Here is a 15,502-nt window from a genome sequence, read left to right as displayed (position 1 = left end):
CTTCAGCTGTCGGATGATTCCGGATCAAGGCCGACGGCGCATGGCGCGTCGGCCCACGTGCGGGTTGCCTCAGAAGATGTCAAACGCTTCCTCTGCCGGTACGTCGTCGATCCGCAGATCGATCTCGGACTCCATGCGGTCCAGATCTTCGGCCTTGACGTATTCGATGATGCCGCCTTCCGATGCGCTGGGCAGCAGGCGTCCGCCTGCCGTGACTGCAACCCGGACCATGCCTTCCGGCGGTTCATTGGTGGCTTCGGGTACACCGTCGAGCGCGACGCGCATGAAATCGATCCAGATGGGCAGGGCAGCGCGTCCGCCGTATTCGCGGAAGCCGAGCGAGCGGTTGTCGTCGCGCCCGACCCAGACCGAGGTCACCAGATTGCCGCCGAACCCGGAGAACCAGGCGTCGCGATGGTCGTTGGTCGAACCGGTCTTGCCGCCGACGTCCTCGCGTTCGAGCGCCCGCGCGGCAGTGCCGGTGCCCCGACGCACGACGTCCCGCATCATCGAGACCATCTGATAGGCCACGCGCTCGTCGATTGCGCGCGGCGCCATCACCGGCGCTGCGCCATCCGCGCGCGGCTCGGGCGGTGGCGGCGCCTCGGCCGGGGCGGCCGTGACCTCACGCGGTTCCGCGGCCGGGCCGAGATTGAAACCGTCCACGACATGCCCGGGCGTCGACGGCTGTCCTGGCGCACCGCCGGCATCGCAACCGCGGCACGCGCGGGCCGGGTTCTCCTTGAACACGAGCGTGCCCTCGCGGTCACGGACCTCGTCAATGAACCACGGCGTCACGCGGAAGCCGCCGTTTGAAAACACCGCGTAGCCGCGCGTTACGTCGAGCGGTGTCAGCGACGGTGTGCCGAGCGAGATCGACAGATTCGGTGGCAGTTGCGATTCCTCGAATCCGAAATGACTGATGTAGCGGCGCGCGTAATCGACGCCGATCGCATCGAGCAGGCGCACCGCCACCAGGTTGCGCGACTGCACCAGCGCCTCGCGCAGCCGCATCGGACCGACGAAGCGTCCGTCCGAATTCTGCGGGCGCCAGTCCTGTCCGCGGCGCATGCGGAACAGCACCGGCGCGTCGAGCACGATCGACGCTGGATTGAAACCCTTCTCGAACGAAGCTGCGAAGATGAAGGGCTTGAAGCTCGAACCCGGCTGACGACGCGACTGCGTGGCGCGGTTGAAGTTGCTGCCCGCGAAGCTGAAACCACCGATCAGTGCGCGCACGGCTCCATCATCGGGCTCCATCGAGACCAGCGTCGCCTGCGCGCGCGGCAACTGTTCGAGCTGCCACGTGATGACCGGGGGCGGCAAAGCGTCCGGCGCGCTGTCCGCGGGCGCCTTGGCGGCGGTCTCGACGCGACGCACGCGGGTCAGATCACCGCGCGTGAGCAGCGCGGCCGGATTCTTGCCGGTCCAGCGGCTGGCCGCGGCGTCGAGCGTCACAGCGCTGCCATCGGCGAGTACGACATCGGCGGTGCCTTCACCGCTGCGGACGACGATGGCCGGCAACATGCCGCCCTGCGGAGGGATGCCGCGCAGCCGGCGCGCCGTGGTTGCGGTGTCTTCGCCGGCCGCCAGCTCGAAGGTGTCTGCCGGCTTCACCCAGCCATGGCGACGGTCGTAGGTGGTCAGCCCGCTGCGGACCGCCAACTCGGCGCCCGCCTGCAGCGTGGGGTCGATCGTCGTGGTGACGTGGTAACCGCGCGTCAGGACATCGCCACCGTAGCGGGCGATCATCTCCAGCCGCACCATTTCCGCCACGTATGGCGCGAAGACCTCGATCGGACGTTCGTGCGGACTCGCATGCATCTCGACCGCGCGGGCGGCAGAGGCTTCCTGCGCGCTGATGAAGCCCAGTTCCTGCATGCGTGCGAGCACATAAACGTCGCGACGCTCTTTCGCGCGCTCCGGGTTGCTGAGCGGGTTGCCGCTCGACGGGAACTTCGGGATTGCCGCAAGCGAGGCCATCTCGTCAAGGTCGAGCTCGGCCAGCGACTTGCCGTAATAGAACTCGGCCGCCGCGGCCACGCCATAGGCGCGATTGCCGAAGAAGCTCTTGTTGAGGTAGAGCTCGAAGATCTCGTCCTTCGTCAGGTTCTGCTCCATCTTCCGTGCGAGCAGCATCTCGGCGAACTTTCGCGTGAAGCTGTATTCCGAGCTCAGGAAGAACTGGCGTGCGACCTGCTGGGTGATGGTCGAGCCACCGGGCACGCGGCGGTCGCTGGTCGTAGCCAGCAGCCACAACGCGCGTGCAACGCCACGGTAGTCGATGCCGCCATGTTCGTAGAAGCGCGCGTCCTCGGTTGCGAGGAACGCCTGCTTCAGACGGTCGGGCACGTCTTCGATGTCGACCGGGTATCGGCGCGTCTCGCCGAACAGGGCAATCAGCCGGCCGTCCCGCGCATAGACATACATCGGCTCCTGCATTTCGATGTCGCGTAGCGAATCGACGTCGGGCAGTTTGGATGCCACTGCCGCGTACAGGATGCCGCCGGTGATCGCACCGAGAATGCCGAGCGCAAGGGCGAGGACGAAGGTCCAGCGCAGCAGGCGGCGAAGGCGGGACGGGCGGGGCTTGGGCGTCGAAGTGGGGGCTGGGCTCATGGCGGCAAAGTATAGGGGAGGTGTCCACGAGGCGCCGGTGCGTCCGTGTGGAACGCAGCTTGCAGGCCGAGGGTGCCGGCTACGTCCGTCGGCGGTTCAGCTTCCCGGAATCGACGACGCGTGTTGCCAATACCCGGAAAGTCCGCTATTTAATGCGCCGGGACACGAGGCGTGGCTAAACGCCCGTGGCAAAGGGGATATTCCGTGGGGCTCATCACAAAAAGTCAGGTGCCGGTCATCGGCGTCGACATCAGCTCGACTGCGGTCAAGCTGTTGCAGCTGTCGCGCCAGGGCAATCGCTACCGCGTGGAACACTACGCGGTCGAGCCGTTGCCGCCCAACGCGGTGGTCGAGAAGAACATCGTCGAGGTCGAGGCCGTTGGCGAAGCGATTCGCCGTGCGGTGTCGCGCTCGGGCACCAAGGCCAAGCACGCATCGGCCGCGGTTGCCGGCTCAGCGGTGATCACCAAGACGATCCCGATGCCGGCCGACCTTGACGAGGACGACCTGGAATCGCAGGTTGAACTCGAGGCGGTCAACTACATCCCGTATCCGATCGAGGAAGTGAACCTCGACTTCGAGGTACTCGGGCCGATGCCGGGCAATGCCGAGATGGTGCAGGTGCTGCTCGCGGCCTCGCGTTCGGAGAACGTCGAACTGCGCGCCTCCGCACTCGAGCTGGGTGGCCTGACCGCCAAGGTGATCGATGTAGAGGCCTTCGCGGTCGAGAACGCGTTCGCGATGATCGCCGGCACGTTGAGCATGCCGGTCGACGGCGTGGTCGCGCTGGTCGATGTCGGCGCGACCATGACCACGCTCAACGTGCTCCGTAACGGGCGCAGTCTGTATTCGCGAGAGCAGGTGTTCGGTGGCAAGCAGCTCACCGACGAAGTCATGCGGCGCTACGGACTGAGCTACGAAGAGGCCGGTTTGGCGAAGCGCCAGGGTGGTCTGCCCGAGAGCTATGAGGTCGAAGTGCTCGAGCCCTTCAAGGAAGCCATGGTCCAGCAGGTCAGTCGACTGCTGCAGTTCTTCTACGCAGGTAGCGATTTCAACCGCGTCGACCAGGTGGTGCTGGCCGGCGGTTGCGCGTCGATCCCCGGCGTGGCCGACATGGTCGAAGAGCAATTGGGCGTGCAGACGGTGCTCGCCAATCCGCTGGCGCAGATGACGCTCGGACCACGCGTGCAGGCACATGCGCTCGCCCAGGACGCCCCCGCACTGATGATTGCCTGCGGCCTCGCGCTGAGGAGCTTCGACTGATGTCCAGGATCAATCTCCTTCCGTGGCGCGCCGAGCGGCGCAAGCAGCGGCAGAAGGAATTCGGCGTGATGGTCGGCATCGCCGCGGCGGCCGGCGTGGCGCTGTGGTTTCTTGTGAACATGTACTACAACGCGCAGATCGACGGCCAGAACGAACGCAATGCTTTTCTGCAGCAGCAGATTGCCGCCGTGGACACGCAGATCACCGAGATCGACGCACTGGAGTCGCAGCGCGCGCGCCTGCTGGCCCGCAAGGCTGTGATCGAGGAACTGCAGGGCAACCGCTCGCAGATGGTCCACCTGTTCGACCAGCTCGTGCGGACGATTCCCGACGGTGTGCTGCTCACCTCGCTCAAGCAGGAAGGTCAGACGCTGACGCTTGAAGGGCGCTCGCAATCCAATGCGCGCGTGAGCACCTACATGCGTTCGCTCGATGGCTCCGGCTGGATGACCAGCCCGCAGCTTTCGGTGATCGAAGCGCAGGACGGTGTGCCGGGCCTGCCGTATGCCTTCACTTTGAGTGTGCAGCTGTCGACGCCGGCCGCCAAGGAAGCCGCGGCAGCAGAGGCCGCCGATCCGTCTGCGCCGGTCGATGCCGTGCCGGAGACGGTGCCGGTCGCCGCACCCACTGCAGAAGGAGCCGCGTCGTGAGCAAGAAGAAGGTGTCGCTCCGCGAGCTGGACATCAACAACACCGGTTCGTGGCCGCGCGAATACAAGATCGGCGCTTGCATCCTGGTGGGGCTGCTGATCTTTTTCCTGCTGTGGTACGTCATCACCCGCGAGAAGGGCGACGAGCTGACGGGGCTGGAATCGCAGGAGGCGACGCTGCGCGCGGACTTCGAGACCAAGCAGGGGAAGGCCGCGAATCTCGAGCCGCTCAAGCAGCAGCTGGCGCAGATGGAGCAGCAGTTGCAGCAGATGTTGCGTCAGCTGCCGAGCAAGACCGAGATGCCCGACCTGATCGTCGACATCTCGCAGACCGCGATCGCGACGGGGATCCAGAACGATCTCTTCAAGCCGGGAGAGGAAGTGCCGCGCGAGTTCTACGCCGAGCAACCGATCGCGCTGCGCATGGTAGGCACCTACCACCAGTTCGGCGCGTTCGTGAGTGGAGTGGCATCGTTGCCGCGCGTGGTGATCATGACGATGCACGACATCTCGCTGAAGCCCCGCGCTGGAGCCGCCGACGGGCTGGCGGCCATCGGACCCAACTCCAGTCTCGAGCTTTCGGGCACCGTGAAGACCTATCGCTATCTCGACGAGGATGAGACCGCGGCCCAGGTCCAGGACGCGCAGGCGACGGAGGGCACGCCGTGATGGTCGTACAGACGGGTACAGTCATGCGCGGTTTCACGCTGCTGGCCATGGCACTGGTGGTTGCCGGTTGCGGCCGAGGAGTGACCAGCGAGCCTGGGGATGCCCCCAACCTCGAAGTGTGGGCAGAAGAGGTCAAGCAGCGACCTGCGCCCGCGCTCGAGCCGCTGCCGGTGATGCAGCAGTTCGAGACCTTCGAATACTCCGCCCAGGGCATCCGCGATCCCTTCAGCAATGCCTTTACCGATGACAGCGGCGGCAGCGGTCCGCGACCGGATTCGAATCGTCGCAAAGAGATCACCGAGCAATATCCGCTCGACAGCATGTCGATGGTGGGGACGATCGGCACCGGCGGACGCATCGTCGGGCTGGTGCTCGCGCCGGACAAGGTGACCTACCGCATTACCCCGGGTAACTACCTGGGACAGAACGATGGCCGCGTCACTTCGGTCAATGAAAATCGCATCGAGCTCGTCGAGCTCGTGCCCGATGGCGCCGGCGGCTGGTTGGAACGTCCGGCTTCGCTCGCGCTGAACGAACAATGATGAGGGGAAGCAACATGACCGTGAGCAATGCGGGGAGCCTGCAGTCGGGCCGGATGAAAACGGTGCGTGCCGGCGCGCTCGGTCTTGCCATAGGACTGGTGGCGACGTTCAGCGGCGCCCACGCAGCGCAGGCACCGACGCATGCGTCGATGCTGCCGCTGTTGCAGGCATCCGTCTCCGGCGTACAGCCGGCTGGCGCAGTTGCTGTGACGGATATCGACTTCCGGCGCGGTGACGGCGGGTCCGGCAAGCTGGTGCTGCGTTTCGATGGCGATGGCGCCGCGCCCGATCTGCGCACACAGGGGGGCAACGTCGTCATCAACCTCGGCAGCGCAACACTGCCGGCCTCGTTGCAGCGTCCGCTCAACGTGACGGATTTTGCGACGCCGGTGCAGCGTATCGATGCCCGTCAGGGTGCGGAAGGTTCGCAGGTGGTTCTCAGTGCCCGCGGCGATTTCGAGCCGATGGCCTATCAGAGCGGTCGCGACTACATCGTCGAGATCATCCCGCGCACAGCTGCCCCAGGCTCCGAGCGTGCAGTGGGCGCAGCGACGACGGCCGCGACGATGGGCCAGGCTGCTTCGGCCACCGTGTCGGAAGTCCGCGCCTACAGCGGTGCGCCCGTGACGTTCAACTTCCAGGACGTGCCGGTGCGCACGGTACTGCAGCTGATCGCCGACGAATCGAACCTCAACATCGTCGCCAGCGACAGCGTGACCGGCAACGTGACCCTGCGCCTGCAGAACGTGCCGTGGGACCAGGCCCTGGACATCGTCCTGCAGGCCAAATCCTTGGACAAGCGCCGCAGCGGCAATGTGGTCTGGGTTGCGCCTCAGAGCGAGATCGCCGCGTTCGAGCAGGCCAAGGAAGACGCGCGCCTGGCGATCGAAGAGCGCGCGGAGATGACCACCGAGTACATCCCGATCAGCTACGGCAATGCGGAAGACATCGCGAAGCTGCTGACCGAAGAGAGCAAGAGCGGGTCGGGCAGCGGCGGTGGCGCCGGTGCAGCGGGCGGAGCGTCTCAGCAGCGTGGTTTCCTGTCCTCGCGTGGCAGTCTGAGCTTCGATCGTCGGACCAATACGCTACTCGTCATTGATATTCCGAATCGAGTGGCCGAGGTGAAGCGACTCGTCAACATGCTGGATAAGCCGGTTGACCAGGTCGTGATCGAAGCCCGGATCGTCATTGCCAACGAATCGTTTGCGCGTGACCTTGGCGCCCGGTTCGGAGTCAGCGCCAGCAAGCAGCGCGTCAACATCGGCGGTGCTTTGGGTACGACCGAGGACGGTGGGCCGCTTGCGCCGCTTGGTCTGAACGTCGATCTTCCGATCGAATCGGGCCCCTCGCTCGCGTTCACGATTCTCGGCAATACGATCAACTGGGCGGTCGAACTGCAGGCGTTGCAAACCGAGCAGCGCGGAGAGGTGATCTCCAATCCTCGCGTCGTGACCAGCAATCAGCGTGAAGCTGTGATCAGCCAGGGACAGGAAATCGGCTATCTGACCATCACGGGCGGACAGAGCAACAGCATTCCGACGGTGGAGTTCAAGGATGTCTTGCTCGAACTCAAGGTGACACCGACGATCACCAACGACGGACGTGTCTTCCTGGCAATGGACATCAAGAAGGACGAAGTGACGGGTGAGGTCAACTATCCGGGCATCGGCACCGTGCCGCTGATCAGCAAGCGCAACGTCACAACCGCAGTGCTGATCGATGACGGCCAGACGGTTGCGATCGGCGGTGTGTACGAGTTCGCCGATCGCGCCTCGCTGTCCAAGGTGCCTTTCCTGGGCGATCTGCCCATCATCGGCAACCTCTTCAAGAGTCGTGGTCGATCCAGGGAAAAGGCCGAGCTCCTGATTTTCGTGACCCCCAAGGTCATGCGAGTGGCGCAACGCCCGATCAATTGATCGATTGACCTGGAAAAGTGCTAGAGCGACGGGGCCTTCGGGCCCCGTTCGCGTTTCGGGAACATCGGTTTGGCTGGCGTTGTGAACCACCGGCGCGGGTTCCGGTCAAACTGGCCTCTGCGCGACGGGCGCCGCTGATCGAGAATGGCGATGAATCTGGATGAAGGAACAGCGGGCGACCTGCATACGCGGTTCGTGGCGCTGCGCGACGCGTTGTCGGATGAGATCATCGGGCAGTCGGCTCTGGTCGAGCGGCTGCTCGTGGCGTTGCTGGCCGATGGACATCTGCTCGTCGAGGGCGCGCCAGGGCTGGCGAAGACGACAGCGGTGCGGGCATTGGCGGCTCGTTTGGACGCCGACTTCGCGCGGGTGCAGTTCACGCCCGACCTGTTGCCCGCGGATCTGACCGGTACCGAGATCTGGCGGCCGCAGGACGGGCGTTTCGAGTTCCAGGCCGGCCCGATCTTCCATCCGCTGCTGCTGGCCGACGAGATCAACCGGGCGCCGGCAAAGGTGCAGTCCGCGCTTCTTGAGGCGATGGGCGAGCGGCAGGTGACGGTGGGTCGGCAGACCTATCGGCTTCCGGACCTGTTCCTGGTCATGGCGACCCAGAATCCGATCGAGCAGGAAGGCACTTTTCCACTGCCCGAGGCGCAGCTGGACCGGTTTCTGATGCACGTGCGCGTGGGCTATCCCGAGGCGGAGACCGAGACCCGTATTCTCCAACTCGCGCGTGATCGCGCGCTGGCGCACCTCGACGACGTATCGACGACGGTCGAGCGCATGCCGCTGGCACAGCTGTTCGATGCGCGCCGTGCGGTTTTGGCAATGCACGTGGCGCCTGCGGTCGAGCGCTATCTCGTCGAACTGGTATTGGCGTCACGCGACGCGGGCCGCTACGACCCTGCGCTGGCGGCCCGCATCGCCTGGGGCGCCAGCCCGCGTGGCTCGATCGCGCTGGAACGGTGCGCACGTGCGACCGCATGGCTCGCCGGACGCGATTTCGTGACGCCCGACGACGTACGCGCGGTCGCACCTGATGTACTCCGCCATCGGGTGCTGCCGAGTTATGAAGCGACGGCCGAGGGGTGGGACGGCGAGCGTCTGGTGCAGGCTCTGCTCGAGCGGGTGCCGCTGCCGTGAATCCGGCCGACGCGGAAGCCGCGCGAGGCGTCCGTCCCTCACTGGCGGAACTCGTCGCGTTGCGTCCCCTCGCACGCCAGCGTGGCGTGGTACGTCGTGCGCGCAGCGGCGCGCGTGCGCTGGCGCCGTCGCCGCAGCGCGGGCAGGGGATGGAATATGCGGAGTCACGCGACTACGTGGCGGGCGACGATGCGAGGCATATCGACTGGCGCGTGACCGCGCGGACCGGACGGCCGCACACCAAGACCTTCCAGCGCGAGCGCGAGCGGCTGACGTTGATCGTCGCCGACACGGCCGCAGCGCTCTACTTCGGCACGCGGGTGCGCTTCAAATCCACCCAGGCCGCACGCGCAGGCGCGATCGCCGCGTGGACGGCGGCTGCCGATGGCGATCGCATCGCGGCCTTGCGTGGTTCGGTCATCGAGGCGCCGGTGCCGCCCGCCGGTGGCACACGCGGCGCGTTGCGGGTGTTGCATGCGCTCACGCGCTGGTATGCGGCACCGCCGGACGGCGATGCCGGACTGGGTGTCGCGATGGACCACGCGCGGCGCTTGTTGCGGCCCGGTTCGCGGCTGCTGGTGCTGGCGGATGCCGGCAGCGTCACAACGGTGCCGGCCCGTGACTGGGCGGCGGTCGGAGCGCACTGTGATGCGCTGGTCGTGCTGCTCGACGATCCGCTCGAACGCGTGCCACCGCGTGGACGCCTGGGCTTCGCGAACGCGGACGGACGGGTCGATCTCGACCTGTCGGTCGGCACGCAGCGCGAGCGCTGGCGCGACACCTTCGATGCGCCGCGCGATGACGCCATCGAACATCTGCGGCGTGCGCGCATCGGTGTCGAGTCGCTCTCCAGCGCAGCACCGAGCGATGCCTGGCTCCCGGCGTTCGCGCGTGGACGGATGGTCTGATGGCCGCCATGCCCGACCTCGTGTTGCGCGACATCCACCAGCCGCCCGCGCCCTCGTGGTGGCCACCGGCGGTCGGCTGGTGGTGGCTGGCGGCCGCGCTCCTGGTGCTGGTGTGCGCCGTCGTGGGCTGGCGTCTGTTCCGCGCATGGCAGCGGCGACGCTGGCGGCGACTGTTCGACGCAGAGGTCGCTGCGGCGCCGGATGCGGCGGGCCGGATCGCCGCGATGTCGTCGTTGCTGCGCCGCGCGGCGCGTCGTCATCGTCCCGATGCGGATCGTCTGCAAGGCGAAGACTGGATGTCGTTCCTCGACACCGGTCTGCCCGGAGCGCCATTCACCACCGGCGTGGGCGCCGCGTTGCAGGACGGCGCGTTCCGGCGTGACGCCCACATCCTGGACATCGCCGCGCTGCACGCGATCGCACGCGCGCGCTTCGTCGTCCTGATGCTGGGACGCCGTCGATGACCGGCGAGCTGCCCGCATGGCTGTCGACGCTGCGCGAGATGTTCGCGTGGCCCTGGTGGTTGCTCGCGATCCCGTTGCCCTGGCTGGTGCGGCGCTTTCTGCCGGCATCCCGGCAGCGCGGCAGTGCGCTGCGTGTGCCGTATCGCGGACTGGCTGCATTGGCGACGTCCGGCAGCGCGGCCGGCGCGTCCAGGACGCCCTGGCTGTTGTGGGCGGCGTGGTGTCTGCTGTGCATCGCCGCCGCGCGTCCGCTGCAGTGGGGCGAGGTCGAACAACCGCCGCGCAGTGCGCGCGACCTGATGCTCGCCGTCGACCTGTCGGGCAGCATGAGCGAGGAAGACATGGTCGTCGGGCGACGCCCGGTGGACCGGCTCACCGCGGCGAAGGCGGTCATCGCCGATTTCCTCGAGCGCCGCGCCGGCGATCGCATCGGCCTGATCGTGTTCGGCCAACGCGCCTACGCGATGACACCGATGACGCTGGACCGCGAGAGCGTGCGCCAGCAGCTCGACGCGACGGTCGTCGGGCTGGTCGGGCGCGAGACTGCGATCGGCGACGCGGTCGGTCTGGCGGTCAAACGCTTGCAGGATGCGCCACGCGGTCAGCGTCTGCTGATCCTGCTGACCGACGGCGTCAGCAACGCCGGCGCACTGACGCCCGACAAGGCTGCCGAACTGGCGCGCGATGCCGGCGTCCGCGTGCATACGATCGCATTCGGTAGCGATGCCGGCGCCGGCGGCCTGTTCGGCTTCCAGATGCCCGGCAGCGAACCCGCCATCGACGAAGCCGCGCTGCAGCGCATTGCCGACACCACCGGCGGCCGTGCGTTTCGCGCGCGTGACACGGACGAGCTCGCCGGCATCTACGGCGAGATCGATCGCCTGGAGCCGGTGGAGCAACCGGGGCCTGCGCTGCGACCGCGCATCGAGCGTTACCCGCTGCCGCTGGCAGCGGCGTGCGCATTCCTTATGCTGGCCTTGCTGCCGTTGCGGCGCCTGCGTCCCGGGGCTGCCGCATGAGTCTGCCGTTCGACGCCGTGCAGTTCGCGCGCCCTGCCTGGCTGTGGGCACTGCTGGTCCTGCCGTTGCTGGCGTGGATCTGGTGGCGCCGCCGTCGTACCGCCGAGGCATGGCGCGAGGCGGTGGATCCGCATCTGCTCGCCCATCTGCTCGAAGCGCGGCCGGACCGCCGCGGTCTGCTCGGACTCGTCGCGTGGCTGATCGCCGGTCTGCTGGCGATCCTGGCGCTGGCGGGCCCCGGCTGGCGCGAGGTCGCGGTGCCGCTCGACACCCAGGGCATGTCGCCCCTGGTCGTCGCAATCGATCTGTCGACGTCGAGCACCGCCAGTGACCTGCCGCCCTCGCGGCTGTTGCAGGCGCGCGCGAAGCTGGCGCAATTGCTTGCCGAGCGGGGCCCGGGACAGGTCGCGCTGGTGGCATATGCCGACGATGCGTTCACCGTCGCGCCGCTGACCGACGACGCACGCAACGTGGCGCTGTATCTGGATGCCTTGTCGCCCGAAATCATGCCGGTCGACGGGTTGCGTGCCGACCGCGCGATCGCGCATGCGACGCGTCTGCTGCGCCAGGGACAGGCCTTGCGTGGCGACATCCTGCTGGTCACCGGCGATGTGGACGCGGCGGCGGTCGCGGAAGCGGGCATCGCGGCACGCATGGGCTATCGGGTCTCGGTGCTCGGACTCGGCACCGCGACCGGCGCGGCCTATCGCAATGCCGATGGCGCGCTCGCGCATGCGCGTCTCGATGCGGTCGCGCTGCGCGCGCTTGCGGTCGCCGGGGACGGCCGATATCAAGCGCTGTCGATCGACGATGGCGACCTGCGTGCACTCGGCGTCCTGACGCCGGATGCGATTGCAGGCGCAGCGTCTGTCCGCAGCGATGCAAGCGTGCGTCGCGTGCTCGACGAGGGCTACTGGCTGGTGCTGCCGCTGCTTGCGCTGGTGCTGCTGGCCTTCCGGCGTGGCTCGGGCTTCGCCTGCGTCGCCGTGCTTGCGCTGTTGCCGGCACTGCTGCCGCTGCCTGCGCAGGCGCAGGCGCCTGCCGCGACACCCTGGCAGCGCGCCGACCAGGTAGCCGACGACCGGATGCGCGCGGGCACGTCGGCCTATCGCGGCGAACGCTACGACGAGGCCTTGAAGACCTGGACCGGATTGCCCGGCGCCGACGCCGCCTATAACCGTGGCAATGCGCTGGCGCGTCTGGGGCGTTTCGACGAGGCGATTGCGGCCTATGACGAGGCCTTGTCGCGGCAGCCGGGCATGGCCGATGCCGCGGCCAATCGCGCTGCCGTCGAAGCCGCGCGCAATCGCAAACCGCCCCCGGGCCACGGGGAGGATCCGCGCGCGCCGCAGAAGCCACGCGACGACGGTGACAGCCAGCCGAAACCGGGCGAGGCCGGCGATCCTTCGGACAGTCAACCCGGCGATGCGCAGGGGCAGGGCGACACGCGTCCGCCGCCGGACGATCCGGAACCGCAGGCATCCGACACCCCGCCGCCTGCCGATGCGCAGGCGCAGCGCGAGGCGGACGCACAGCAGCGCGAACAGATGCAGCGCGCGCTCGAAGGTCGGACGGACCCGTCCGACGAAGACGCCACGGACGCCGGTGCGACCGGTGCCGAGACCGGCGACGAACGCGAGCAGGCGAACGCCGCGTGGCTGCGACGGGTGCCCGACGATCCGGGTGGATTGCTGCGGGCCAAGTTCCGGCTCGAACACGAACGTCGCGCAACGGGAGGCGACCGATGAAGGCTGTGCGTTCGAAAGGCGCGCCATCCACAGCGTGGATGGTCGCGATGCTGGTGCTCACCTGCCTGGTCGGCGCCGCACAGGCGCAGACGCGTGCGTGGCTCGACCGCGATCGCATCGCGTTCGGCGAGACCACCACGCTCAACGTCGAGACCGACGGCAGCGGCGACGCGCCGGACTGGGCGCCGCTGGCGCGCGACTTCGATGTCAGCGGCCACACCAGCCGGCGCGAAGTCGAGATCACCGGCGGTCGCCGCGTCACGCGTTCGCTGTACGGCGTGGCCTTGCGCCCGCGTCGCGAAGGCGTGTTGACGGTGCCGGCCCTGCAGGTCGGCGGCGCGCGCACCGCGCCGTTGTCGCTCAGCGTGGCCCCGGCTGCCGTGACTGCCGCGCGCGACGGCGCGCCGGCCTTCATCGAAGCGGACATCGACGTGCAGTCGCCGTATGTCCAGCAGTCGGTCGGGTATGTGCTGCGGCTGTATTACGCGACGCCGCTGGTGTCGGGCAGCCTCGACCAACCGTCGCCCGAGGGCGCATCGATGCAGCGCATCGGCAGCGACGTGCAGTACAGCCGAGACATCGATGGGCGCCGCTACAGCGTGGTCGAGCGGCGCTTCCAGATCGTGCCCGAGCGCAGCGGCACGCTGTCGATTCCCGGAGCGCGCTTCGAAGGGCGCGGCGCGGGCGGCGGCATGTTCGACGATGTGTTCAACCGCGGACCACGCGAACTGTCGGCGAACGGACCGCCCAGCGTGCTCGACGTGCGCGCGATGCCCGCGAACGCCCCGCAGCCGTGGCTGCCGCTGTACGCCGTGCAGACGCGCTGGCTGGAAGCGCCGACGGAAGGCCGCGCCGGCGAGGCGAGTACATTCGTGCTGGAAGCGGTATTCGATGGCGCGGTCGGCACGCAGTTGCCGGAAATTCCGCTGCCACCGTTGCAGGGCGCGCAGGTGTTCGCCGAGCCGCCGCAGTACGACGAGACCTTCGAGGACGGGCGGCCGCGGGTACGTCTGACACGGCGCTATTCGGTGGTACCGCGCGCGGAGGGCGGCCTGCAGGTACCCGGCCCGCGGATCGCGTGGTGGGACGTGCGCGCCGCGGCCGCGCGGACCAGTGCCCCGCCTGCGGTCTCGCTCACGGTCGCGGCGGGCGAAGCGCTGTCCGATGCGGGGCCGCACGCGGGCGTCGACGCAGTGGCGTCGCCGGCCTTGTCGACCGCGTCCGATGCGGGCAGCTCGAATCATTGGCCGGCGCTCGCTGCGCTGCTCGCCGCGCTGTGGCTGGCCACGGCATGGCTGGCATGGCGGTTGTATCGCCAGCAGCCGATCGCCCTGGCACGCGCCGGCCCTGCTTCGACCGCGGCCGCTAACGCACCGGCCCCGGTGCAATCCGCCGGCACAGCGGGTCAGGTCCATCGCCGACTGGTGCATGTGCTGCAGACCGGCGAACCGGCCGAGGTGGAAGCCGCCTTGCGCGCCTTGTGCGACCCGCCTGCGGCGGACCTCGACACGCTGGCGGCCCGTCTCGACGCGCCCGAACAGCGCGCCGCCGTCGACCTCTGGCAGCGCGCCCGCTGGACCGGGGGCGACCTGCCCGGCGCGCGTCAGGCCCTGCGCGCGGCGTTCCGCGGCGGCGCGTCTTGGCACGATGCGCCGCCGCGTGCTTCGCGTGGCCCGGATCTGCCGCCGCTGTACCCGCGCCGGTGAGCCCGCGTCCTGCGAGCCTCCGCGCTTTCCCCGGGTCTCGATGTCACTGCCGGTTCCAACGCTGCAGCGGATTTCCGTTTATCGCTGCACGTGAAGATCCGATCGGCTTCGCGGCCGGGATCCTTCTGGGCCTGGCCGCGCACGATCCCGGTCATCCAGCGCGTCGTTGACCTGGCTCACCAAACCGCTCGGCACGCGGTGCTGGGCGCGCATGTTCTGGCCGTCGCTGGCGTGCACAGACGGAAACGCCCGGCGAGGCCGGGCGTTTCCATGAAGCGGAACGGGATGCTTACTGCAGCAGCGAGCGCAGCATCCAGGCGTTCTTCTCATGCGTCTGCAGGCGCTGCGTCAGCAGATCCTCGGTCGGGTCGTCGTCGGCGTCATCAGCCACGTCCAGCGCCTTGCGCGCGCTGCGGCACACGGCCTCGTTGCCGACGACGAGCTGGCGCACCATCTCGCGCCAGTCCGGCGCCTTCTCCAGGCCGGGCTCTTCCTTGATCGACGACAGCTGGATGAACTCGCCGTACGAACCCGGCGCGTTGTAACCCAGCGCGCGGATGCGCTCGGCGATCTCGTCCAGCGCATTCCACTGTTCGGTGTACTGGCCCTCGAACATGACGTGCAGGGCGTTGAACATCGGCCCGGTGACGTTCCAGTGGAAGTTGTGGGTCTTGAGATACAGCGTGTAGGCGTCGGCGAGGAACACCGACAGATGCTGGGCGACCGCCTTGCGATCGGCATCGCTGATCCCGATATCGATGGCCGGTGCCTTCGACTGCGCGTCGGGCGACGCGACGGCCGGCGCGACCGGTGTCTTGGAGGATTTGGACTTGCTCGGCTTGGTCTTGGCCATGAC

13 protein-coding genes are annotated in these 15,502 nt (G+C 68.0%); 11 read left to right on the top strand and 2 right to left on the bottom strand.

Going from position 1 to position 15,502, the window contains the following annotated elements:
* Nucleotides 1-69: 69 nt before the first annotated feature.
* A complete protein-coding gene (locus tag AC3IRM_RS13400) occupies nucleotides 70-2,619 on the bottom strand; it encodes a penicillin-binding protein 1A (protein ID WP_489203583.1) in 2,550 nt (849 codons plus the stop codon).
* 204 nt (nucleotides 2,620-2,823) lie between these two features.
* Between AC3IRM_RS13400 and AC3IRM_RS13395 the strand changes: the two genes are divergently transcribed.
* The 11 genes from AC3IRM_RS13395 to AC3IRM_RS13345 all read left to right on the top strand — a co-directional run bounded on the left by AC3IRM_RS13395 (nucleotide 2,824) and on the right by AC3IRM_RS13345 (nucleotide 14,646).
* On the top strand, nucleotides 2,824-3,882 hold the full coding sequence (locus AC3IRM_RS13395) for a pilus assembly protein PilM (RefSeq protein ID WP_465073482.1): 1,059 nt from the start codon (nucleotides 2,824-2,826) through the stop codon (nucleotides 3,880-3,882).
* A complete protein-coding gene (locus AC3IRM_RS13390; RefSeq protein WP_489203582.1) occupies nucleotides 3,882-4,532 on the top strand; it encodes a PilN domain-containing protein in 651 nt (216 codons plus the stop codon). Before AC3IRM_RS13395 ends, AC3IRM_RS13390 begins: the two co-directional genes overlap by 1 nt.
* Nucleotides 4,529-5,200 carry a type IV pilus inner membrane component PilO gene (locus tag AC3IRM_RS13385; protein ID WP_489203581.1) on the top strand — a complete coding sequence of 224 codons (672 nt, stop codon included), beginning with the start codon at nucleotides 4,529-4,531 and terminating at the stop codon, nucleotides 5,198-5,200. Before AC3IRM_RS13390 ends, AC3IRM_RS13385 begins: the two co-directional genes overlap by 4 nt.
* Nucleotides 5,201-5,223: 23 nt before the next feature.
* Nucleotides 5,224-5,742 carry a pilus assembly protein PilP gene (locus AC3IRM_RS13380; protein ID WP_489203580.1) on the top strand — a complete coding sequence of 173 codons (519 nt, stop codon included), beginning with the start codon at nucleotides 5,224-5,226 and terminating at the stop codon, nucleotides 5,740-5,742.
* 14 nt (nucleotides 5,743-5,756) lie between these two features.
* Nucleotides 5,757-7,658, top strand: coding sequence for a type IV pilus secretin PilQ (locus AC3IRM_RS13375; RefSeq protein WP_489203579.1), 1,902 nt, complete (start codon nucleotides 5,757-5,759; stop codon nucleotides 7,656-7,658).
* A 150-nt stretch (nucleotides 7,659-7,808) separates the two neighbouring features.
* Nucleotides 7,809-8,801, top strand: coding sequence for an AAA family ATPase (locus AC3IRM_RS13370; RefSeq protein ID WP_489203578.1), 993 nt, complete (start codon nucleotides 7,809-7,811; stop codon nucleotides 8,799-8,801).
* On the top strand, nucleotides 8,798-9,709 hold the full coding sequence (locus AC3IRM_RS13365) for a DUF58 domain-containing protein (protein ID WP_489203577.1): 912 nt from the start codon (nucleotides 8,798-8,800) through the stop codon (nucleotides 9,707-9,709). The genes AC3IRM_RS13370 and AC3IRM_RS13365 overlap by 4 nt, the downstream gene beginning before the upstream one ends.
* A complete protein-coding gene (locus AC3IRM_RS13360) occupies nucleotides 9,709-10,173 on the top strand; it encodes a DUF4381 family protein (protein WP_489203576.1) in 465 nt (154 codons plus the stop codon). The genes AC3IRM_RS13365 and AC3IRM_RS13360 overlap by 1 nt, the downstream gene beginning before the upstream one ends.
* Nucleotides 10,170-11,192, top strand: coding sequence for a vWA domain-containing protein (locus AC3IRM_RS13355; RefSeq protein ID WP_489203575.1), 1,023 nt, complete (start codon nucleotides 10,170-10,172; stop codon nucleotides 11,190-11,192). Before AC3IRM_RS13360 ends, AC3IRM_RS13355 begins: the two co-directional genes overlap by 4 nt.
* Entirely contained in the window at nucleotides 11,189-12,940 is a 1,752-nt protein-coding gene (locus tag AC3IRM_RS13350) for a tetratricopeptide repeat protein (RefSeq protein ID WP_489203574.1), read from the top strand. The genes AC3IRM_RS13355 and AC3IRM_RS13350 overlap by 4 nt, the downstream gene beginning before the upstream one ends.
* A complete protein-coding gene (locus AC3IRM_RS13345) occupies nucleotides 12,937-14,646 on the top strand; it encodes a BatD family protein (RefSeq protein WP_489203573.1) in 1,710 nt (569 codons plus the stop codon). The genes AC3IRM_RS13350 and AC3IRM_RS13345 overlap by 4 nt, the downstream gene beginning before the upstream one ends.
* 289 nt (nucleotides 14,647-14,935) lie before the next feature.
* Here AC3IRM_RS13345 and AC3IRM_RS13340 read toward each other — a convergent pair whose 3' ends face one another.
* Nucleotides 14,936-15,499 carry a Dps family protein gene (locus tag AC3IRM_RS13340; RefSeq protein ID WP_332079577.1) on the bottom strand — a complete coding sequence of 188 codons (564 nt, stop codon included), beginning with the start codon at nucleotides 15,497-15,499 and terminating at the stop codon, nucleotides 14,936-14,938.
* Between the last annotated feature and the right edge of the window lie 3 nt (nucleotides 15,500-15,502).

Source organism: Luteimonas sp. KH_071 (assembly GCF_057838005.1).
Note: the sequence above shows the minus strand (reverse complement) of the source record. Positions and strands in the feature narration are given on the sequence as shown.

Coding starts and splice junctions, on each gene's coding strand:
- AC3IRM_RS13350 (WP_489203574.1), top strand. CDS start 11,189: ATGAGTCTGCCGTTCGACGCCGTGCAGTTCGCGCGCCCTGCCTGGCTG.
- AC3IRM_RS13360 (WP_489203576.1), top strand. CDS start 9,709: ATGGCCGCCATGCCCGACCTCGTGTTGCGCGACATCCACCAGCCGCCC.
- AC3IRM_RS13370 (WP_489203578.1), top strand. CDS start 7,809: ATGAATCTGGATGAAGGAACAGCGGGCGACCTGCATACGCGGTTCGTG.
- AC3IRM_RS13340 (WP_332079577.1), bottom strand. CDS start 15,499: ATGGCCAAGACCAAGCCGAGCAAGTCCAAATCCTCCAAGACACCGGTC.
- AC3IRM_RS13400 (WP_489203583.1), bottom strand. CDS start 2,619: ATGAGCCCAGCCCCCACTTCGACGCCCAAGCCCCGCCCGTCCCGCCTT.
- AC3IRM_RS13390 (WP_489203582.1), top strand. CDS start 3,882: ATGTCCAGGATCAATCTCCTTCCGTGGCGCGCCGAGCGGCGCAAGCAG.
- AC3IRM_RS13375 (WP_489203579.1), top strand. CDS start 5,757: ATGACCGTGAGCAATGCGGGGAGCCTGCAGTCGGGCCGGATGAAAACG.
- AC3IRM_RS13345 (WP_489203573.1), top strand. CDS start 12,937: ATGAAGGCTGTGCGTTCGAAAGGCGCGCCATCCACAGCGTGGATGGTC.
- AC3IRM_RS13355 (WP_489203575.1), top strand. CDS start 10,170: ATGACCGGCGAGCTGCCCGCATGGCTGTCGACGCTGCGCGAGATGTTC.
- AC3IRM_RS13380 (WP_489203580.1), top strand. CDS start 5,224: ATGCGCGGTTTCACGCTGCTGGCCATGGCACTGGTGGTTGCCGGTTGC.